19 protein-coding genes are annotated in these 19,737 nt (G+C 36.2%); 6 read left to right on the top strand and 13 right to left on the bottom strand.

The genetic code is table 11. The features are described 5' to 3' along the window. Positions 1-2 precede the first annotated feature (2 nt). The 3 genes from JOE44_RS04005 to JOE44_RS04015 are packed head-to-tail and all read right to left on the bottom strand — an operon-like array spanning position 3 to position 5,212. Positions 3-1,319, bottom strand: coding sequence for a SidA/IucD/PvdA family monooxygenase (locus JOE44_RS04005; RefSeq protein WP_209784439.1), 1,317 nt, complete (start codon positions 1,317-1,319; stop codon positions 3-5). Beyond that, the gene (locus JOE44_RS04010) at positions 1,312-3,714 is read right to left on the bottom strand and encodes a GNAT family N-acetyltransferase (RefSeq protein ID WP_209784440.1); all 2,403 of its coding nucleotides are present in this window, start codon (positions 3,712-3,714) and stop codon (positions 1,312-1,314) included. The genes JOE44_RS04005 and JOE44_RS04010 overlap by 8 nt, the downstream gene beginning before the upstream one ends. Continuing rightward, positions 3,686-5,212, bottom strand: coding sequence for an aspartate aminotransferase family protein (locus JOE44_RS04015; RefSeq protein ID WP_209784441.1), 1,527 nt, complete (start codon positions 5,210-5,212; stop codon positions 3,686-3,688). The genes JOE44_RS04010 and JOE44_RS04015 overlap by 29 nt, the downstream gene beginning before the upstream one ends. Positions 5,213-5,428: 216 nt before the next feature. Between JOE44_RS04015 and JOE44_RS04020 the strand changes: the two genes are divergently transcribed. Beyond that, a complete protein-coding gene (locus JOE44_RS04020) occupies positions 5,429-6,526 on the top strand; it encodes a TauD/TfdA family dioxygenase (RefSeq protein WP_209784442.1) in 1,098 nt (365 codons plus the stop codon). Positions 6,527-6,823: 297 nt separating this feature from the next. Here JOE44_RS04020 and JOE44_RS04025 read toward each other — a convergent pair whose 3' ends face one another. From JOE44_RS04025 to JOE44_RS04055, 7 genes are all read right to left on the bottom strand, one after another. Continuing rightward, a complete protein-coding gene (locus tag JOE44_RS04025) occupies positions 6,824-7,636 on the bottom strand; it encodes an alpha/beta hydrolase-fold protein (RefSeq protein WP_209784443.1) in 813 nt (270 codons plus the stop codon). Positions 7,637-8,186: 550 nt separating this feature from the next. Continuing rightward, the gene (locus tag JOE44_RS04030) at positions 8,187-8,762 is read right to left on the bottom strand and encodes a Crp/Fnr family transcriptional regulator (protein WP_209784444.1); all 576 of its coding nucleotides are present in this window, start codon (positions 8,760-8,762) and stop codon (positions 8,187-8,189) included. 142 nt (positions 8,763-8,904) lie between these two features. Further along, positions 8,905-9,426, bottom strand: a complete 522-nt coding sequence (locus tag JOE44_RS04035) for a GNAT family N-acetyltransferase (RefSeq protein WP_209784445.1) — start codon at positions 9,424-9,426, stop codon at positions 8,905-8,907. A 17-nt stretch (positions 9,427-9,443) separates the two neighbouring features. Further along, on the bottom strand, positions 9,444-10,025 hold the full coding sequence (locus tag JOE44_RS04040; RefSeq protein WP_105682345.1) for a nucleosidase: 582 nt from the start codon (positions 10,023-10,025) through the stop codon (positions 9,444-9,446). 113 nt (positions 10,026-10,138) lie between these two features. Continuing rightward, entirely contained in the window at positions 10,139-10,840 is a 702-nt protein-coding gene (locus tag JOE44_RS04045; protein ID WP_209784446.1) for a DsbA family oxidoreductase, read from the bottom strand. Positions 10,841-11,079: 239 nt separating this feature from the next. After that, positions 11,080-12,246 carry an MFS transporter gene (locus JOE44_RS04050; protein WP_209784447.1) on the bottom strand — a complete coding sequence of 389 codons (1,167 nt, stop codon included), beginning with the start codon at positions 12,244-12,246 and terminating at the stop codon, positions 11,080-11,082. Positions 12,247-12,254: 8 nt separating this feature from the next. Beyond that, a complete protein-coding gene (locus JOE44_RS04055) occupies positions 12,255-13,184 on the bottom strand; it encodes an alpha/beta hydrolase (RefSeq protein ID WP_209784448.1) in 930 nt (309 codons plus the stop codon). A gap of 156 nt (positions 13,185-13,340) precedes the next feature. Between JOE44_RS04055 and JOE44_RS04060 the strand changes: the two genes are divergently transcribed. After that, a complete protein-coding gene (locus JOE44_RS04060; RefSeq protein WP_105682349.1) occupies positions 13,341-13,724 on the top strand; it encodes a helix-turn-helix domain-containing protein in 384 nt (127 codons plus the stop codon). 75 nt (positions 13,725-13,799) lie between these two features. Here JOE44_RS04060 and JOE44_RS04065 read toward each other — a convergent pair whose 3' ends face one another. Further along, positions 13,800-14,984 (bottom strand): MFS transporter, encoded by a 1,185-nt coding sequence (locus JOE44_RS04065; protein ID WP_209784449.1) that lies wholly within the window; start codon positions 14,982-14,984, stop codon positions 13,800-13,802. A 255-nt stretch (positions 14,985-15,239) separates the two neighbouring features. Between JOE44_RS04065 and JOE44_RS04070 the strand changes: the two genes are divergently transcribed. Continuing rightward, positions 15,240-15,971: an MBL fold metallo-hydrolase gene (locus JOE44_RS04070; protein ID WP_209784450.1), complete on the top strand. Its 732-nt coding sequence runs from the start codon at positions 15,240-15,242 to the stop codon at positions 15,969-15,971. Positions 15,972-15,985: 14 nt separating this feature from the next. Here JOE44_RS04070 and JOE44_RS04075 read toward each other — a convergent pair whose 3' ends face one another. After that, a complete protein-coding gene (locus JOE44_RS04075) occupies positions 15,986-16,327 on the bottom strand; it encodes a hypothetical protein (protein WP_062669594.1) in 342 nt (113 codons plus the stop codon). Between the two features lie 592 nt (positions 16,328-16,919). Here JOE44_RS04075 and JOE44_RS04080 point away from each other — a divergent pair. Continuing rightward, positions 16,920-17,513, top strand: a complete 594-nt coding sequence (locus JOE44_RS04080) for a Crp/Fnr family transcriptional regulator (protein WP_209784451.1) — start codon at positions 16,920-16,922, stop codon at positions 17,511-17,513. Between the two features lie 60 nt (positions 17,514-17,573). On the opposite strand, the gene JOE44_RS04085 is transcribed toward JOE44_RS04080, so the two are convergent. Then, positions 17,574-18,200, bottom strand: a complete 627-nt coding sequence (locus tag JOE44_RS04085) for a chloramphenicol acetyltransferase (RefSeq protein ID WP_209784452.1) — start codon at positions 18,198-18,200, stop codon at positions 17,574-17,576. An 82-nt stretch (positions 18,201-18,282) separates the two neighbouring features. Between JOE44_RS04085 and JOE44_RS25345 the strand changes: the two genes are divergently transcribed. After that, positions 18,283-19,257, top strand: a complete 975-nt coding sequence (locus JOE44_RS25345; RefSeq protein WP_348635046.1) for an NAD(P)-dependent oxidoreductase — start codon at positions 18,283-18,285, stop codon at positions 19,255-19,257. A gap of 1 nt (position 19,258) precedes the next feature. After that, positions 19,259-19,714 (top strand): PPC domain-containing DNA-binding protein, encoded by a 456-nt coding sequence (locus tag JOE44_RS04095; RefSeq protein WP_165791649.1) that lies wholly within the window; start codon positions 19,259-19,261, stop codon positions 19,712-19,714. The last annotated feature ends 23 nt before the right edge of the window (positions 19,715-19,737 follow it).

Here is a 19,737-nt window from a genome sequence, read left to right on the forward strand (position 1 = left end):
AATTAAATTTTGGCAGTTGGTAAATCAGCGTATTTTTCCACATCAAAGTCTTGGAAAGCAATTTTCTTTTCAATTTTATAATGCTCTCTTCCCAGAATATCATTGATAATGTAGGAATTACGGTAAGCCGCCATTCCCAGATCGGTAGAAATATAGCTGTGGGTATGTACTTCAGCGTGGAGAACATAGATCTCGCCTTCGTTATGATCTATTGAATAATTCCTGTTGACATCAAACAATCCGCTTGAATCTCTCTTGATTCTGGATTGAATATTCTTTAAGAATGCAGGCTCATGATAACGATATCCAGTTCCCAGAATCAGATAATCGGCTTCCTGATCATAGGGTACTTCCTGTTCCAGCTGGGTGAATTCGAGATTGATGAAATCCGGATTGCTGTTGTCTACTCTATTCAGCTGACTGTTAGGAATAATTTTAAGATTAGGATCAGCATTGTCGATATTCAGATCATAAATAAAATCATAGATATCATTGATCAGATCGTAATTGATCCCTTTAAACTGAGCTTGCTGCTTGCTTAAAATGGTTTTCCTTGCAGATTCACTTCTGTTGTAGAAATATTCAACATAATCCGGAGAAGTAAGTTCCAGTGTCAGTTTAGAATATTCCATAGGGAAAAATCTGTCCGGACGGGAATACCAGCCCAGTTGTGTTTCTTCATTTCTATTTTGAAGAAGGTCATAAAATACTTCTGCAGAACTTTGTCCCGAACCGATAATGGCAATTTTCTTTCCTTGAGACAGCAATTCCTCTTTTCTATATAGATAAGAACTGGTATGAATAACACGGGAATCATCTTTCGGAATGAAAGAAGGAATATGAGGCTGTGTTCCTGTTCCTAAAATCAGTCTTTCTGTTTTGAAAACTGTAGTTTCTTTGGTTTTGGTGTGAACTGTCGTTACATGATATAATCCATCTTCATAAATAATATCAACTACCTGTGTTGAAAAGCGACACTGAGGAAGCTGTTCAATCACCCATTGGCAGTAACGGTTGTATTCTTTTCTCGGAATGAAAAAATCTTCTCTGATAAAAAACTTATACAGTCTTCCGGTTTCCTTTAAATAATTCAAAAGGCTCAAAGGATTGGTTGGATCAGCCATGGATACACAGTCACACAAAAATGGAGTCTGCAGGGTTACATGGTCAATCATCAATCCCGGATGCCAGTCGAAACCATCTCTCTGGTCCAGGAAAAGGGTCTTCAGTTCCGAAATCGGATTAGATAATGCGGCAAGTCCCAGATTAAAAGGGCCAATACCTATGCCTATTACATTGTATACGGCTTCGTTAGTCATTTTTTGTGATGTTTGTGGTGATTTGTACCTCTTTATTTTGCGGGAATTTTTCCCAGTACCATTCTCTGTAACAGAAGTTCAGATTGGCTTTTTTATGAGGCATTTCAATTACTTTGTCTACTTTGAAGCCTACATGGGCTTTATTCATCATCGAAGCAAGAGAGTCTACAGATCCTTCTCCTACCATTTTTCCTACCTGTGGCTGTGCAAAAACATAGTCAACCATAGATTGTGTAGATGGAGATACAAATTTCTTTTTAGGATCTGTAGGTGCTATAAACTGGTGCGTTCCGTAATCTGTAGGCAATACATCATAGTAATCTCCTACGATATCTCTGCACGCCCAATACACCTCTATATTACAGGAAGGTTCATCATTCCCTGCAATAATATAGCTGTGGGCTTCATCACTTGGAAGCATCAGTCTGTAATACGTTTCCAGTTCGTCAATCGGCCAGTTCATCTGCCAGATTTTTACAGCATGCTCGCGGTTGAACCATTCATGAAGCATTTCAAGGTCATTTTCAAGATCTATAGGACGCATACTCATGGTTACATCCTCTTTCTGGAAGTATCTTTTGAAGAAAACTTCTTTTCCTTGTGGGTGAATCAGTTGATCTGAGAAGAAATGTTTGTGAAGAAGATTCGGAACTTTCGCATAAGCAATAGATGCTGCATTCACGCTTCCGTCTACATCAGCTACCGCCGATTGTAAGTTAGATTTTACCGCCCAATATCTTTGATTCAGTACGTAATCTGTTAAAGATGATGGTTCAGATTCATGAAGCTGTTCAAATTCTCTATACAGAATATTGATTAATCTTCTTTCTTTAACCAGTCCCGTTTTGCCTATTGAAGCAATCAGTGCGCTCAGGTTACTTACCAAAAGATGGTGGGAAACAATATCCAGAAGACGCTCATCTCTAATGAAAAGATCTTCCACTTCAGGATAATCTTTGATCAGAGATTCATATTTTCCTTTGAAACTGTCTTTTATAAGATATCCCTGTCCGTCTCTTACGTAAATAGACTGCGGTAAAAGCTGATTGTCAAGCTGAACAAGAAGGTTTTGCTGATGAACTTCCGGAGCCATACCTAATTGATTGTACAATCTGTTTAAAGGTGAAAGCAAAAGATTCACATACTTTTCAAACCAGATAATAGCTGCTTTTTCAACATCTACACCCAGCTGATTCGCCACATTCTTAAAGAAATGAGTCGTAAAATTGAATCCATCTGTAGATTCATCCTGACAAAGCCTTGCCAGTAAAATAACTTTATCTTCATTTGAAAAAGGATTTTCACGGAGCAGTATATTCAGACTGTCCATATTCTTTCCTTCGTAATGAACACTTACTGTGGAAGGTTCCAGCAATAATTTAAAATTCGGGAAATCTTGTTCAAATGAAGCTTTTTGATGCTGCCACCAGATTGCAGAAGCATACCCTCTGTTGAGATCTTTTAAACTGTTTGTTCTCACAGAACCGGTCATTAAAACATGCAGAGAGAATTTCAACATCCAGCTAAAGTCCGGATTGTATACCGTTCTGATAGAAGATGTTGCATAAAAATCTTCACCCAGTGGTCCGATATGAATAATTTTCCCGGATCCAAGCATTTCAGGGTATTCTTCGGTTGATAGAAGATACTTTGCTTCCCATGGATGGCATGGAACGATATAAAAATCATTTGTGTTTTCAAAATCGTAGCTTTCCGGTAAGGAAGTCCATTTTTCAAAGATTTCTTTTGCTGAAATCCCTGGAAGAGATTTTTCCGTGATGCAGTCTTTGTGAATCAGAAAATAATCCAGCTGAAATCCTTTACCGAATTCAGGGCCATATAAAAACTGTTCTTCTTCAGAGAAGCCCATTCTTGATTTGGTGAAAGGATGCAGATTGTGTCCTGCAGGAAGCATTTGTTCAGATTCAAGAAAAGAATATGTTAAAAGCTGATCGTCCTGAAGGCATGCTTCTGTTGTTAATTCAAGATTTCTTAAGCTGCTCTGAATTCTTTCCACAAATTGCCTGAATCCACTTTCGTTAGTCGTCTCAGAAAACTCTTTGTAAACCAGTTCAGTCAGTTTTTCATCATTAACTTCAAAAACCTCTTGATTTTTGTGGTCTACAGCCCATAAAACAGGTTCGTATTCATGAAAAAGGGTCTCAGAACGATAAGAAACCGGAGCAAATAAAAATAGTCCGCTTTTCTTCATTTCAAACATCATATACAGCGGATAATTGCTGTTCTGAAGAGCTTTTGCTGTAAGAAGATCATATTTCGGAACTCCCTGATAGAATTTTCCGTTTCCCAGTTCTCTCAGCATTCCGTTAAGAAGAATTCTGAAGGTAATTTCCCGGGCTCCCGTTTTATTTTTCTGGATTAAAGTCTTTTCCATGTTTTTTGATTGTGGTGAGAATTTGATGAATGTCTTCAGTCGTCGTAATCGGATTCAGGAATGTAAACTTCAGATAGAAGTTACCATCCACTTTTGTACTTGCTACAAGGATTTCTCCGCTGTAGAAAAGTTTCATCTTGATGTATTGATTCAGGGCGTTCAGATCACTGATTTCCGGATTTACATATCTGAAAACAAGAACACTTAAATCCGAATCTGAAAGAAGTTCAAAATCTGCATCTTCAGTAATCATTGCGGCTGCATCCTTGGTAAGATCAATAACGGTATCTGTATATTCTGCCAGCTGCTCTCTACCCATCATTCTTATGGTAAACCAAAGTTTTAAAGCATCAAATCTTCGGGTACTCTGCGTAATAGATTTATTGATCTGTGCTGGAATTTCTTCTTCATCCATTTCTTTCGGATTCAGATAATCGGCGTGATGTTTAAGAATCAGCAGTTCTTTTTTATTTTTAACAATAAAGGCACTGCTACTGATGGGTTGGAAGAATGATTTGTGGTAATCAATCGTTACAGAGTCTGCTCTTTCAATACCATTAATCAGGTTACGGTATTTATCACTTAATAATAAAGCACAACCATAAGCTGCATCCACGTGCATCCAGATGTTATAATGCTCTGCAATATTTGCGATATCTTCTAATGGATCGATATTTCCAAAGTCTGTTGTTCCTGCGGTAGCCACGATTCCAATTGGAATATTTCCTAATTGTTCTTCTCTTTTAATGTATTTTTTCAAAAGAGAAATGTCCATACGGAATCTGTCATCGGTAGGAACTTTAACAATGCTTTTCTCACCCAATCCCATAATGGAAGCATTTTTTAAATTGCTGAAGTGAGATTTATCTGAAACAAATATTCTGAAGCGGCTTGCCTCTGCCGGCAGGCCATCCATTTTAATATTGTGGTTGTATCTTTTCTGGGAAAAACAGTCACGCATCATAACCAATCCCATTAAATTGCTCTGTGAGCCGCCTGCTGTGAAAACGCCATCGCTTTCATTGGTATTATATCCGATCTGACCCGCTGTCCAGTCGATCAGTTTTCTTTCCATAAAAGTTCCACCGGCACTCTGATCATAAGTATCCTGTGAAGAATTGATAGCACTAACAAGGATTTCTCCTGCCAATGCCGGAATAACTACCGGGCAGTTAAGGTGTGCAACATATTGTGGAAGGTGAAAAGCTGTAGCGTGTTTTACATAAATTTCATCTACTTCCGCAAGAAGTTCATTGTAATTGGAAAGTTTTTGATTAAGATCGATCTGTTGTACCATCCCTTTCATTGTTTTGGCTTCTATACCACTGAAAGGTTTGTTGTTTCTGTAAAGAAATTCCTGAACCAGGTCTAAAGTACTATTGACTGCATTACGATAATGATCATAATTGTCTGGATGGAAAATATTCCCGAAATTCCCCGAAATGTGAGGTGAAGTTGTGCTTGCGAGCTCTTCTAGGGAAATTAAATTGTTGTTCATAAAAGTTTTGTAATGTGATTTTTTAAATCTGTGAGTTGTTGTGGTTTTTTTGATATACGATTATATATATCTGATAGTCAGGTTTTTATTTTTTACATTTTTTTAAGATTTTGTTTGGTGGTTGAGTAATTATTCATAAATTTGACTCGGTTATTGTTATTTAGAATAATTAAAAACAAATATAAAAATTATTAGTTAACACCAAATTTTTTTTTAATGAATTCTACAGAAATTTTAGATAAAGACTGTTCTACAGCGGTAAAACTGCTTCCTACGGTCATAGAGGTCACCTCACAGGAGAGAAGAATGATAAAAGATGCTGCACTACATCTTCAGAAAAAGTATGACACTTATGAAAACCGTGATTTTATTAAGCATGTACATCAGCTGGCGTCTTATTTTTTACCGGAGAGAATTTTAAATATAGCAGCTGATTTTGCAAGTGACTTTTCAAAAAATCAGTATGGTGCACTGATCTTTACCGGATTAATGGATATAGATCAGGAGAATATAGGTTCAACCCCTTCCAATTGGCAGGCTGCAGATTATTCAAAATTTAATTTATATGGTTTTGCATGTGCACTTATTCATGGAGCGCTGCCATCAAAACCTGTACAATATTATTCACAGCGTAAAGGAGGCGGATTGATTCATGCCATCATTCCGGATGAGAAAATGAAAGAAACGCAGACAGGATCAGGATCTTCAACAGATTTGTATGTACATACCGAAGATGCCTTCCTGAAACATCAGGCAGATTATTTAAGCTTTATGTATGTAAGAAATGAAGAACAGGTTCCTTCTACTCTTTACTCCATCCGTTCTCATGAGTCTATCGGTGAAAACTACAGACCTCTTTTTGAGCGTATTTATAAAATCCCAAAAGATGCGAATCTGGAAACAGGAGATACTGAGGAAGAAACATTAGATTCTGTATTGTATGGGAATTTAAGCCTTCCTTTTATGAGGTTTGATGCTGCTGAGCAGCTTTTCAATTCGAGTATAAGACAATCTGAGGAAGCTCAAAGTACGCTGCATGAGTTCTGGGAAGAAGCCAGACATTTGATTTATTCAGGGTTTACACCTCAGGCGGGAGATGTCATTCTGGTTAATAATCATTTATGTGCTCACGGAAGATCAGCTTTCCGTGCAGGAGTGAGAAAAATTGACGGTATTGAACAGCCTTGTGAGAGAAGAATTATGCTTCGTATGATGAGTAAAGTAAGTCTTATCGATATGAGAGCACACACGCTTACAGAAGATCCGTTCTTTGTAATAGAAGAGCATTTGGGTAAAAACTTTCAACAATTTTAATATGCTGGTTAGTTAGCATTTTGAACATCAATCAATCGTAAATCCTTTTTAAGCAGTGCTTAAAAAGGATTTTTTATTTGATTTTCATTTGATTAATCCGTGTCAAGGTTCAAAACCTTGACACGGATCAATGGGGTAAAGCTAAAGCCAGTATTGCATCAACAATAAAAACAAACGGGCTTTAGCCCGCTTCTATTAATATAAAAACTAATCGAAATTCAATGGGAACGGGCTTTAGCCCGTTTTAATAATTAAATATAAATTCCAACGGCTTTAGCCAAAACTTAAAAAACAGGTTTATTGTTTAAAAAATCTATCAAATAAAGACAATTGTTCAGACAGTGATCTGCTCCAGTATTCGGGAACATGCCCACCCAACGATTCTGTATAGAGATGCTGGATTTTCATTTCTGTCAGTTTTTTATGAAAATTCCTGTTCATCGTGATCATTTGAGTATCTTCCGTACCACAATCGAAGATATATTGCTGTCCGGCTCCAGCCATCAGCTTCACTTTACTGTCGGTAAGAAAATTAGGATTAATGGATTCCAGTGGTCCCAGAACTTTATTTACCATATATTTTTGATATCCTTCTCCAAATGAGTTGAAATCCAACGCACCACATGAACTTCCTACAATACCAAACGTTTTATTATAAGTAACCCCGATATTGGTTGCTCCATAGCCACCCATACTCCATCCCATAATGCCACGGAATTTTTTATCAGCTTTCACAGGATAATTTTTATCGATAAATTCTACCAGTTCTTTTCCAATAAAGGTTTGATATTGTGAATCTTTAACGATCGGACTGTCTACATACCATGAACTGTAATTTCCATCCGGAAGCACATAGATTGTTTTAAGTTCCTGTGCTTTTTTAACAAGATCAGGAATATCCTGTTTCATGATTCTGTCCGGATTACCACTGAAACCATGAAGAATATACACAGACGGATAGGTTGTATTAGGCTGAAGGTTTGGGGTAATAATAACTGTTTTGATTTTTTTATTCATTTTCGGACTGAAAATTTCCTGATGAATAATTTTTTGTGCTGATAATGGGGCAAATGCAGCCAGCACAACTACAATTTTGATAAGTTTCTTCATGTTTAAAAATGTTTAATGAATAATAATCACAGGTTTTTATGATAAAACATATAATGTACCAATGACTGTATGATGAAGCAAAATTGCAGCATAAAAAGAAAAAAAACCTCAACATATGTTGAAGATTTTATTAGTTTATTTTACTCAGATTTCGAATTTCATTTTAATGAAGTCAGAAAGCTGGAGAGCGAAGTTATTGAAGTTCAAGAATAAAATTCCAAGAGGATTATTAATCTTTATAAAAAAGTTATCTAAACTTTACCAACCACAAAAGTCACCAAAGCTATTATTTTAAAACATTTTAGTTCACTTAAGTAAGTTTAAAATGATACAGTATAAAAGTTCACATAAGATGAAAATCAAAGATTTTCACAAAACTTAGGTGTACTGATTATACATAAAGCTTAGCATAAAAAAAACTTCAGTATTTAAAACTTTTGTGTCTTTTGTGGTTAAAAAATCAATATAAAGATCAGACAGCTTCAGTCCAGAAAACTGAATTTTCTTAAACCGAACTCAGGGTAATTTATTCCACTCAGAATTAGGAATATCAGTTTATTTCCTTTTTGATCCGGCTTAGCTGTGTAGGAGTAATTCCAAGGAAAGAAGCGATATGATGTTGCTTTAATCTGTTGTACAAAGATTGATTTTCAAGTAACTGTAAATACCGTTTTTTTGCAGTTTCATATTTCAGAGATACTTCCAGAGGTTCTTTTTTCACTACCCAGTTTTTTTCCAGATAATACATATGGAAAAGAGCCAGATCATGATGCTTTTCCAACAATTCTCTATACTGTTTTGCAGGATATTGGATAACTGCACAGTCTTCCAGTGCAATAATATTGAAATCGCTAGGTACATTTTTAATAATGGCGGCTGTAGATGCTACAAAACTGTTTTCTTCAAAGAAGATTTTATAAATATTATTTCCTTGTTCATCTACTGTATAATACCCTATCAATCCTGATTTGATAAAATAATAATACCTTGCCATGGAGCCGGATTCCAGCAGAAGATCATTTTTGTGATAGTACTCTTCCGTACAGATATCCAGTAAATCTTGAATTGTTTCTTCAGATAAAAGATAATACTGATTGATATGTTTTACAAATTCTGAGTGGTTCATTTGAAAATTTTTAGTCTAAATATAATCACCTTGATTTTTGAATCACAAAATTTTCAACAAGAAAAATTGAGCAACCAGTTTTTTTCTTAGATAAAACCATGATCATCTGTGAAAATCTGTGCTATCTGTGGGCAAAAAAAAATTAAACCAACATTTTCTTCATCATCAGATCGGTCTGCTCTTCTTCCCCAAGTCTGAAAATGTGTTTATCAAACTCAACAAATCCGTTTTTTCTGTAAAATTGTAAAGCCCTCAGGTTTTCTTCCCAGACACCCAGCCATAAGTATGATTTATCAAGCTGTCTGGCGGTATCTAAAGCCTGATCATAAAGGAGTTGTCCTACTTTTCTCCCATGATGGCTTTTCTTGACATAAATTCGTTCAATTTCAAGGCTGGTCTCATCCTGAAGTTCTGTCTGTGCGTTTCCTGTATTCACTTTCAGATAGCCTACCGGATTGTCTTCTTCCCAGGCAATATAGAAAAGAGAATCAGGATTATTCAGCTCTGATTTTATCTTTTCTGTGTTGAAGCTCTTATCAAGATATATTTTCATAGCCTCTTCTGTGTTATCTTCAGCAAATGTTTCTGAAAATGTCTGAATTCCTAGGCTTTGTAGAACGTCTAAGTCTTCAGCAGTTGCTTTGTTTATAATAATTGAACTCATGATTGTAAGAGTAATTGTTATGAGAAAAGAATTTTCTTAAATGCTTCAGAAGCCAGGTGTACCTGTACACTCCAATCGTCTGCAGCATCACTTCCTGCATCATCAGAAATATATTTCAGGCATAGAAACGGGATATTTTCCTGTTGGGCAATCAGTGCCAGTGGATAGGCTTCCATGTCTACAATATTATAATCCGTTTCAGAATGGTTCATTTCAAAACTGTCGCCACTTCCGCAGATTCCTTCCTGCAAAGTTTCCATTTTAAGGCCATATTCCAATACGGGCGGAACTCCGGATAGAGGGGTTTCATATAATTTAAATCCTAATCCTCTTACATCCATATCTCTTTGGATGAATTTTGTACAGCATACCACTTCTCCTTTGTGAAATCCTTTACTTCCTGCAGAACCTAAATTCACGATCAGTTTAGGTTTTCTTGTATGAATTTCTTTGGTTAATTCTATCGCTGCATTCACCTTTCCAATACCTGTAATTAATTTGTTTTTATCATCAAAAACAGTTCCTGCTTCGGAATCTAAGGCAAAAACAAAAAGGGTGTCATCAATTGAATAATGGGTTTCGTTGTTAATTTTTATCATTGAGGAATTAGATTTATGCAGTTGTTGTGACTGTATTACAAAGATACGAGAGTTTTCTTCTAATCTTTTAAAATAAAAACCCCAAAATAAAACTATTTTGGGGTTCTGATATCTTAAATACTGCATCCATCTGCATCACAGGAAGCTCCGCTGCCTCCTGAGAGATCTTTAAACGGACTCACAGTTTCTTTATAAGTCTGCTGAAGTGCATTTTCAAATACTTCTACCGGCTGAGCTCCGGAAACAGCATATTTACCGTTCAGAACAAAGAACGGAACTCCGGAAACCCCATTATTTCTTGCTTCCTGAATATCCTGATTCACTTCATAATCCAGCTGATCTGTTGTAACCGCCTGGATTGCCTCGTCTTTATCAATTCCTAAGTGTTCAGCAAGACCCACTAAAACATCTCTATCGCCTACGTTTTTACCGTCGATAAAATGAGCGATAAATAATGCCTCTTCCATTTCATTAGCTTTATTATGCTTTTTGGCTAAATGAAGCAATTTATGAGCGCTGAAAGTATTGGTGATCAATGTTTTTCCAAAATTAAAATCAATTCCTGCACCTTTACCCATTTGCCTTACCTGACCAAGCATTTGCGTAGCCTGAGCTTCTGCAACCCCCTTTTTTTCTCTAAAATACTGAATGGTGTCCTGCGTTTCCTTCGGATCTAAAGTAGGATCCAACTGAAAACTCTTCCACTCTACTTCTACTTCATCTTTAAAAGGAAGTTTACTTAAAGCCTGCTCAAAATTATTCTTTCCAATATAGCAAAACGGACACATTACATCCGACCAGATTTCTATTTTCATTGTATTTAATTTTAAATCAAGAAACTATTTAAACTTATTAAAACCATTAAGGAGAATGTAAGAAATAAAGCATAGTTAAGATGAATCATTCTGATTTTTAAGCTTAAAGCGAAGCCTATCTTAATATTCTCAACATCTTAATATAATCTTAATGTTTCAAAAATAAAAATTTAAACAAGTTTCAAATTAATAATACAAAGATACTGTATTTTATTTAATGTAACAAATATTATTACAGTTTAATTCTGACACGTGGAAACTACCTGGCTGCGCTTTTCAACGATCCCTTTTAAGACCATCATCAGAAAAGCTAGAAGCCCGAAGATCACGCCTATCCAGGGAATATACTCTACTCCTTTTGTCACGATAACCCATCCTCCAATGGTGGTTCCCAGCGTCACCCCTAAATTTCCGAATGATGTGGCAAGACTGTTGGCAAACTCCAGTGAATCCGGTGCGGAAGAAATCATATAGGTGGATGCATTCAAAAAGCTTGGTGAATACAAAAATCCCCAGATTCCAATGACCGCAATTGTTGCTAAGAGATTCCCATCAGAAAAATATAAAAGAACAGGTACTAAAATAGTTCCGGAAAGAAAAATAGCCGTTGTAGCTGCCACATTTTTATTGAGCATTTTTCCGGCTACTCCATTGGCTGCCACTCCTATAATTCCGAATAACAGGAGCATATAGCTTACCATTGACGTATCCATTCCTTTGGCTTTGTTCAGGTAATCCGCAAAATAACTATAGGTAGAAAACCAGGCTGTAATCATGAAAAAATTAGTCAACGTACTCAGAACGAATGGAGGCTGTTTCAATATCCGGACCTGATTTCCATAAGATTTTTTCTCCGTCACAGGCATCGGAGGAAGAAGGAAATAAATGACAACCAGAGCAATCAAACTGACTATAGTTTGTATCATGAATGAATATTCCCAGGACCACAGGCCGGCAATCCATGTTGCAAAAGGAACTGTAGTGACCATGGCAATGGCTACTCCATTAAAAACAATCCCCATGAGTTCATTCTTTTTACGATCATCCGCCTGAGAAACGGCCACAGATAATGCAGTCGCAATATATACAGGCTGAAGAAAGGCAGGTAAAATTCTTACCAACATCAGCAGCCAGAAAGGTGGTGAAAAAGAAGACACAAATCCTGTCACCAGAAACATAAAAATGGCCGTGAGCATTATTTTTTTACGGTCAAAACCTGAGGTAAGTAGGGTCATAAAAGGTCCTGTAAGAGCAATAATTAATGCAAAAGCGCTTAACAGATACCCTGCTTTGTCTATACTCATCTGATAATGTTCTGCAATTTGCGGAAGAATTCCGATAACTCCAAATTCTGTTGTAATAACAGCTATAAATCCCAGACATCCAATGTATGCATACTTCTTCATAATCCTGTTTATTCGTCAGATTTTAAATTTTGATGGGCAAAATCTGCCATTTCATTCACCGCCAGTTGCACTTCCTCCAACAGGTCTCCCATATGCATAAACCCATGAACCATATCTTTATAAAGGCTTGTTTTAAGGGTTACTCCTGCATTTTCCATGTTCAGAGAAAGCTGTTTTCCATCATCCAGCAAAGGATCATGTTCCGCCAGAATGATTAATGTAGGCGGAGTTTCTTTAAAATCTTTTATCAAAACAGGAATCGCCAGCGGATTACCTTTCTCTTCTTCGGGAAGATAGCCTGCCCAGGCATCAATTCCTCCCTGTTTGTTAAGAACCGGACCATTTTCATATGTTTCCCATGATTTTGAGTTCAATTGATTGTCAGCGGCAGGATAAATCAGGACCTGAAATTTCAACTGTTTTCCTAACTGAGTGGAAACTGCCGTTGCCAGAGCACCTCCGGCACTGTCACCTATGATGCCAATTTTATCAGGATCAATCCCTAAAGATTCTGCATTTTTGAACACCCAGTTTATCCCATCAATACAGTCATTTAAGCCTGCCGGGAAAGGATGTTCCGGAGCAAGGCGATAATCTATAAAAATAACTACAGATCCGGTTTTATTAGCCAGTTTTCGAACTACAGCATCATGGGTTTCATATCCTCCTGCTATAAACCATCCTCCATGAATATAAATAATAGCTGATGACTGTTGTATTTCTTTTCCATGAGGACGGTAAATACGAACAGGAATCTGATGATTGTCCTGCTGAATACTCAGTTCTTCAATCATCGCTACTGATTCTTTTTTACCACTTAACTGCAGCGACATCGTCTCAAGATATTTACGGGCTCCGTCTAAAGAATCTTTTGGATTGAAAGGTTGTATTATTTCTAAATGATTTAAAATCTGTGTTATTTTAGGAGTTAATTGCATTTCTATTTTGATTTAAGTTATTGTTTCTGCTGCGAACATGAGCGCTATTGTTCTTTATTGCAGTATATTTTCTGGTTTGAGCAACAAAATTAAATCTCAACCCTTACATTTGCATTGTATACAGCTAAATGTATGGTACTAACAAATTTGTAAGTAATGGGTAAGATAAAAGAAAATTCAACGAATAATATCAACAGACAGTATATACAGGGTTGTGATCTGAGTTACGCCGTATGTAAAATCGGGGGCCGATGGAAACTGATTATTTTAAATAAATTAAAAGATGGGAAGTTACGTTTCAGTGAACTTAGAAACTCTATCTCAGGGATAACAGAAAGAATGCTGACGCTTCAGTTAAGAGAACTGGAGAAAGAAAGTTTGGTGAAGAGAACCGTACATGCGGAAGTTCCTCCAAGGGTAGATTATGAACTTACAGCTATTGCCAGAGAGTTGATTCCGATCTGGAAACAGCTCGATGAATGGGGCGGAAAGCATAGAGAATTGATGCAGGTACAAGAGAATGCAGAAGAGTATAAATAAAAAAGTTTCGGGGATTTTATCGTAGATAAAATCCCCGAAACTTAAAAGGATCAGAAATGTAAAATAAATTCTGATTTATGCTTTATTCACTTTTTTACAAAATAGAACATGTGCTATGAGTGCCAATATTCCAAATGTTGTCCCTACAAAACAAACTCCTGTCCATTGAGCCTTTTGCCAGGCGATAGAAGCCAGCCATGTTCCAAGTGATCCTCCAATGAAATAAGATACCATATAAACAGTATTGAGCCTGTTGACAGCATTAGATTTGATAAGGAAATAATTGGTCTGATTCATGATATGGCTCGACTGTACTCCCAGGTCAACAAGAATTACTCCTACAATCAATCCCCAATAAGTTTCCCCCGCAAAATAGGTAAAACCCCAGCTTCCAATAACGATCAATAAAGAATACAATATAATTCGGTTAAGATCCAGATACTTTTGAAGCTTTCCTACTTTTGCAGCCGCTAAAGCTCCTACCGCTCCTGCCAATCCAAAACTTCCTACTACAGATGATCCGGCGTTAAAAGGCGGTTTCTCCATGTGAAAAACCAATGTTGTAAACAGTGCACACATTGATCCAAATGCCATTGCTCCACGGAAAGATGCAAGCTGAAGTACAGGCTGTGTTTTGGCAAGCTGAGCAACAGAATGCATCAGTTCTTTGTAAGTTCCTTTAAAATTAGGAGATAGCTCAGGTAGCATTTTATAAACTGCCAGCCAAACCAGAATCATCAATCCGGCAGCAATACCAAACATGGCTCTCCAGCCCCATACTTCCCCTACTATTCCCCCTATAAAACGGGAAAGAAGGATTCCCAGCAGTAATCCGGACATGACCAATCCAATATTGGCTGATTTCTCTTTATCGGATGAAAGCTCTGCAGCAATAGGAACAAACAATTGCGGAATCACGGATGTAGCACCAATCAGTAAGCTGGCAGCATACAACATCCACAATTGAGTAGCAAAAGTCATCCATAAGAGCGACCCGAAAACCAGAAACAAATCGATTAGAATTAATTTCTTGCGAAAGAATTTATCTCCTAACGGAACAATTAGCAACAGCCCTAAGGCATAACCAATCTGGGTAAGCACAGATATTTTACTCGCCGCACTCTCAGAAACCTGAAGTTCTTCAGAAATAAGCGCCAATAAAGGCTGATTATAATAATTATTAGCGACCACAAGTCCGGAAATAATGGCCATAAGCCAGATAACAGTCCGGGAAATACCATGGGAAGAACTCTCCTGCATTGCGTATAAGATTTTATTTGGATTGAAAGCTGTCCGACGGCAGATCATGATAGAGTCCGTCAGATTTTTAAGAGATCAAAGGTAATCATAAAAAAAAGAAATGATCAGTCTCTCTTCTTTACATTTTTATGAATGATGGATGATTCTGTGATAAGTAGAATGATTCCAGCGTTCTGCTTCTATGATTGTTTTTATTGATAATTTATATCGATGAAAAACCTTTTGAATATTAGAAATATTAAAGAAATTTGCAGCATGAAAATCATTCCACTTAAAGAAGGTAATTTTTCGGCAAGCAAAACCAAAGACTTCACGCTTTTAACAGAAGACAATTTTGATAAAGTTGGAGGAATAAAAATGTCTGTACAACCGTTTCTTATCATTACTGAAAATGATTATATCCTTCTGGATGCAGGAATTGGCTGGAAAAATGAGTCCGGATCCACCGTTGTTTCAGAAATTCTGGAAAAGGAAAATATCCGGCCTGATCAAATTACAAAGTTATTACTGTCTCACCTTCATAAAGATCATATTGAAGGTGCTGTAAAGCTTACAGAGAATGGTTTTGAAGCTGCTTTCCCAAATGCCCGGATTTATATTCAGAAACGCGAACTGGATTTTGCAATGGAAAAGAAAGGAAATCCTTCTTTTGATTTTGATATGCTGGAAAAACTGATTCAGCTCCCGAATATTACCTGGATGAATGATGATCAGGGACAAATCACAGAAGAGATTTCTTATGAAGTGGTTGGTGGACACACTCCTTTTATGCAGGTGTTCTGGATCAGAGAAAATGGGGAAACTGTTTTTTATGGTGCTGATGATCTTCCACAGGCTTCTTATTTAAAATATCATTTAGCCTATAAAAGTGATTTCGATGGCAGAAAAGCCATGGAATTAAGACTTACATGGGAAAAGGAAGCAAGAGAGAACAACTGGAAAATTCTTTTGTACCATGACCTGGAGAAATCTGTAGTAGAAATTTAAATAAAAAAAATGGTTTAAATTTCATTAAACCATTTATAGATATCAAATTCAGAAGGAATATTAAGTTTTTTTCTGATTCTGTTTTTCCTGTTTTGTATTGCTTTTGGGGTAACAAAAATACAGGTTGCAATTTCCTTGGTAGTCATATTGAGCTTAAGGTAAATACAAAAGATCAGTTCAGAATTTTTAAGGGAAGGCTGTATATCAGATAACTTTTTAAAAAAATCGGGATAAACCAATCTGAATTTATTTAAGAGACGAGGGGAATTTGCTTTGGCCAATGCCATTATTTCGTCTTGTACAAGAATCTTTTGGGTTAAATCCTCTAAGTTAGTTTCAGGTTTTCTATTTTTCATAATACTTTTTCATCTCTTATTTCAGATACCACATCTCTTGGGAATCTGTACAAAGTCTTTTTTTCACTGTTCAATTTGTGTTTTGCCAAATCAACATTGGGAACAAAATAATTTTTATGTATTCAAAATTCTATAGCTTTTAATTAATATAATGTAACTATTAATGATGTATGGCCCCCATTTATTGAATGATTATGTTAAAAAAATTACACATATGAATTTCTTTCCATTTTTACACAGGCAAAGAAAGAAAAAATGATTAAAATTTTATTAAATATGTGTACCACATAGATACCACGTTATATATTGAGTCAAAATATCATAATTGCTTTTATCAGCTTGTTTCCCATTCTTTGCGTTCCTGTTTTGATAGGAAGTAAATGTAGTGTGTTATTCCCTTAACTTTTTATGATCTCGATCAATGTTTTCAACCTATTTATCGGAAAAAACTCAATATATGTGGTATATGAATGGTACCACATCATAGGAAAAACAAATAAAATGGATGTTCCTTTATCATTATAAAATTTTGAAGCATTAGCAGTCTTTAAAAGAGGTATTTAAAATTTTATATGAAATTTAAATGAAAACCATGATCAGTGAAAATTTGCTTATCTCATTTGGAGCCGAAATTAAAGACTATAAAGCGGAAGATATTATTTTTCGTGAAGAAGAGTTACCAATACAGTATTACCAGATTCAAAAAGGTAAAATTAAACTCAATAATTATACAGAAAACGGGAAAGAGTTTATCCAAAATATATTCTCAGATGGTCATAGCTTTGGAGAATCCTTACTTTTTGTCAACAGACCTTATCCTATGAATGCTGTTGCAATGGTAGATTCAAGTATTTTTATAATGCCGGGACAGAACTTTCTGGAGCTGCTCCAGAATCACCCTGAAACTTCATTAAATGTCTATCAATGTCTTGCTGAAAGAATGTATTATAAATATATCATGCTTTATAATCTTTCATTCCAAAACCCCGTTTCCAAACTAAAACTCCTGATGGATTATCTGAAAAGCTATCATGACGATAAAACCCCTTATTCTTTCCAGATTCCGCTTACCCGCCAACAGCTTGCTTCACTTACCGGATTGTGTGTAGAAACAGTTATAAGAACCATAAAACATATGGAAAAGGATCAGGTTCTGAAAATAGAACGCGGGAAAATTTATTATTAAAAGTAAAAGCAGGATTGAAGCCGGCTTTTGTTACAATTGTTTTTTTAAATATGATCTTCGTTACTGATCCAGCTGTTTCTGAAACTCTTCCAGATATTGGGCAAGATGAATTCCGTCTGCCAGTCCATGATGCGCTTCAATCGAAACCGGAAGATATTTTCTACCTTCCCTGATAGTAAATTTTCCAAAAGCAATCTTAGGAACTGATTCTGTGGTATTAAAATCTGTAGGATGCAATATAGCACTGAATGAATTCCATGGAATAGCAGTATGTCTTATATGATCTTTTCCAAGTCTCTCATTGCTCAATCTCAATCCTGAAGTCTGATGTACACCTTTTATTTCCTCCTGCAGGGCAGTGTTGAAAGTTTCAAAATCCTCTGAATAAGGAGTAAATGAAAAACCAAAAGTACCATCAGGTCTTCCAATTGTACTGCCGGCATGAACCGTATCAAACTGTATTACCTGACCATCAATTATTCTTAGTTTTAATTCATCCACTGTATTGATGGCTACCATAGACTTGTGAAAATAATAGGCAAAAAATGAATATCCTTTTTCTTTCGCTGTGTCATATGCTCTTGTACAGTCTACCTCTGTGGTAAATCCAAAATAAGGGCTTGCCATATTAGAGAAAAATTCGAAATGCTCTTTCCTGTTCCAGTTGTCTATATCTACAATCTTCATTGATTCTTATTTGCTGCAAATTTCTGAAAGTTTCTCCGGTTTTAAAAGGTTACGATTAAAAATATAATTAAAACTTAATTTTGTGAAGCAGCTATTTGGTAGATATTTTGCTGCAAAATACACGTATTTTAGAATCTTATTTGTAGATCGTCAGATAACTCCTTTTCATTCAGGAGTTAAAAATTTAATTAACAACAACATAAAAAATATCATAATGGAAAGAATCGGATTTATCGGATTGGGAAATATGGGGCATCCTATGGCTAAAAATCTTGAAAAAGCAGGATTTCCGCTATCTGTTTACAACAGAACTTCAGAAAAAGCCAAAGATTTCGAAGAAAAAGCTGCTGTCTGTACCCACATTAAAGACCTGATACAAAACAGCGATATCATATTCACCATGTTGACCAACGACAGTGCTGTAAAAGCAGTGTATGAGGAAATTCTTCCTTTAGATATTCAAGGGAAACTCTTTGTGGACATGAGTACTATTTCTCCGGAAGTTTCCAAAGAAACGGCAGCAGCTCTGAAAATAAAAGAAGCTTCATTTATTGATGCTCCTGTAGCAGGCAGTACCCAACCCGCTCAGGAAGGTACATTAATCATTATGGCTGGAGGTGAAGATGATGACATCCAGCGTGCCATGCCTTATCTGTTGAAAATGGGAAAATCCGTAAAACATCTGGGTGAAAACGGAAAAGGTATTGCCGGAAAGTTATCGATTAACTATTTTCTTTCCACAATTTATCAGGGATTGGCAGAAACTGTTTTATTGGCTGGAAAATTAGGAATTGAAAGATCTGATATGCTTGAGATAATTAATGAAAGTGCCAGTGGAAGCGGTGCTACCAAAGTAAAAACACCGATGTTGATTGCAGATCAGTATGCTCCGGCATTTGCTCTTGATTTAATGTTGAAAGACATCCTTCTTGCTAAAAATGCAGGCGCTGATTTTCCTTTATCCGAAACATTGATTCAAACCTATCAAAATGCCCATGATGAAGGCTTTGGTCAGGATGATGTTATAGGAATTATCAACTATTTAAAACAAAAATAATATGGAAATCATCAATTATAACGGTAAACAATGGTCAGCAAAAAAGGTAGATCACATCTATATCGTCAGCCTTGACAACCAGTCTAATATTGTGGAATCTTTAACGGATTTTATTCAAAACCAAAATATCCAGGCAGGAGAAGTGACAGGAATCGGTGCCGTGAGTGAGGCAACACTTCGTTTCTTTAATCCTGCAACAAAAAAATATGTGGATAAAACCTTTAAAGAACAGATGGAAGTTACCAATATTTCCGGAAATGTCTCTGAAATAGAAGGAAAACCGACTCTTCATCTTCACATTACGTTGGGAAGAGAAGATTACACTGCGCTGGCAGGGCATCTTTTGGAAGCAAAAATTCAGGGAGCTGCAGAATTTATTTTCTATCCACTGAATACCAGAGTGGTAAAAATTAAAAATGAAGAAATAGGAATCAATCTCTATGATTTTGAGAAATAAAACCTTGATTGCTGTTGAAAGTA

Source organism: Chryseobacterium sp. PvR013, from assembly GCF_017833095.1.
Taxonomy (GTDB): domain Bacteria; phylum Bacteroidota; class Bacteroidia; order Flavobacteriales; family Weeksellaceae; genus Chryseobacterium; species Chryseobacterium culicis_A.

Bases quoted from the DNA above. Each gene is read 5' to 3' on its own strand.
- JOE44_RS04005 (WP_209784439.1), bottom strand. From the start codon at position 1,319: ATGACTAACGAAGCCGTATACAATGTAATAGGCATAGGTATTGGCCCT.
- JOE44_RS04010 (WP_209784440.1), bottom strand. From the start codon at position 3,714: ATGGAAAAGACTTTAATCCAGAAAAATAAAACGGGAGCCCGGGAAATT.
- JOE44_RS04015 (WP_209784441.1), bottom strand. From the start codon at position 5,212: ATGAACAACAATTTAATTTCCCTAGAAGAGCTCGCAAGCACAACTTCA.
- JOE44_RS04020 (WP_209784442.1), top strand. From the start codon at position 5,429: ATGAATTCTACAGAAATTTTAGATAAAGACTGTTCTACAGCGGTAAAA.
- JOE44_RS04025 (WP_209784443.1), bottom strand. From the start codon at position 7,636: ATGAAGAAACTTATCAAAATTGTAGTTGTGCTGGCTGCATTTGCCCCA.
- JOE44_RS04030 (WP_209784444.1), bottom strand. From the start codon at position 8,762: ATGAACCACTCAGAATTTGTAAAACATATCAATCAGTATTATCTTTTA.
- JOE44_RS04035 (WP_209784445.1), bottom strand. From the start codon at position 9,426: ATGAGTTCAATTATTATAAACAAAGCAACTGCTGAAGACTTAGACGTT.
- JOE44_RS04040 (WP_105682345.1), bottom strand. From the start codon at position 10,025: ATGATAAAAATTAACAACGAAACCCATTATTCAATTGATGACACCCTT.
- JOE44_RS04045 (WP_209784446.1), bottom strand. From the start codon at position 10,840: ATGAAAATAGAAATCTGGTCGGATGTAATGTGTCCGTTTTGCTATATT.
- JOE44_RS04050 (WP_209784447.1), bottom strand. From the start codon at position 12,246: ATGAAGAAGTATGCATACATTGGATGTCTGGGATTTATAGCTGTTATT.
- JOE44_RS04055 (WP_209784448.1), bottom strand. From the start codon at position 13,184: ATGCAATTAACTCCTAAAATAACACAGATTTTAAATCATTTAGAAATA.
- JOE44_RS04060 (WP_105682349.1), top strand. From the start codon at position 13,341: ATGGGTAAGATAAAAGAAAATTCAACGAATAATATCAACAGACAGTAT.
- JOE44_RS04065 (WP_209784449.1), bottom strand. From the start codon at position 14,984: ATGCAGGAGAGTTCTTCCCATGGTATTTCCCGGACTGTTATCTGGCTT.
- JOE44_RS04070 (WP_209784450.1), top strand. From the start codon at position 15,240: ATGAAAATCATTCCACTTAAAGAAGGTAATTTTTCGGCAAGCAAAACC.
- JOE44_RS04075 (WP_062669594.1), bottom strand. From the start codon at position 16,327: ATGAAAAATAGAAAACCTGAAACTAACTTAGAGGATTTAACCCAAAAG.
- JOE44_RS04080 (WP_209784451.1), top strand. From the start codon at position 16,920: ATGATCAGTGAAAATTTGCTTATCTCATTTGGAGCCGAAATTAAAGAC.
- JOE44_RS04085 (WP_209784452.1), bottom strand. From the start codon at position 18,200: ATGAAGATTGTAGATATAGACAACTGGAACAGGAAAGAGCATTTCGAA.
- JOE44_RS04095 (WP_165791649.1), top strand. From the start codon at position 19,259: ATGGAAATCATCAATTATAACGGTAAACAATGGTCAGCAAAAAAGGTA.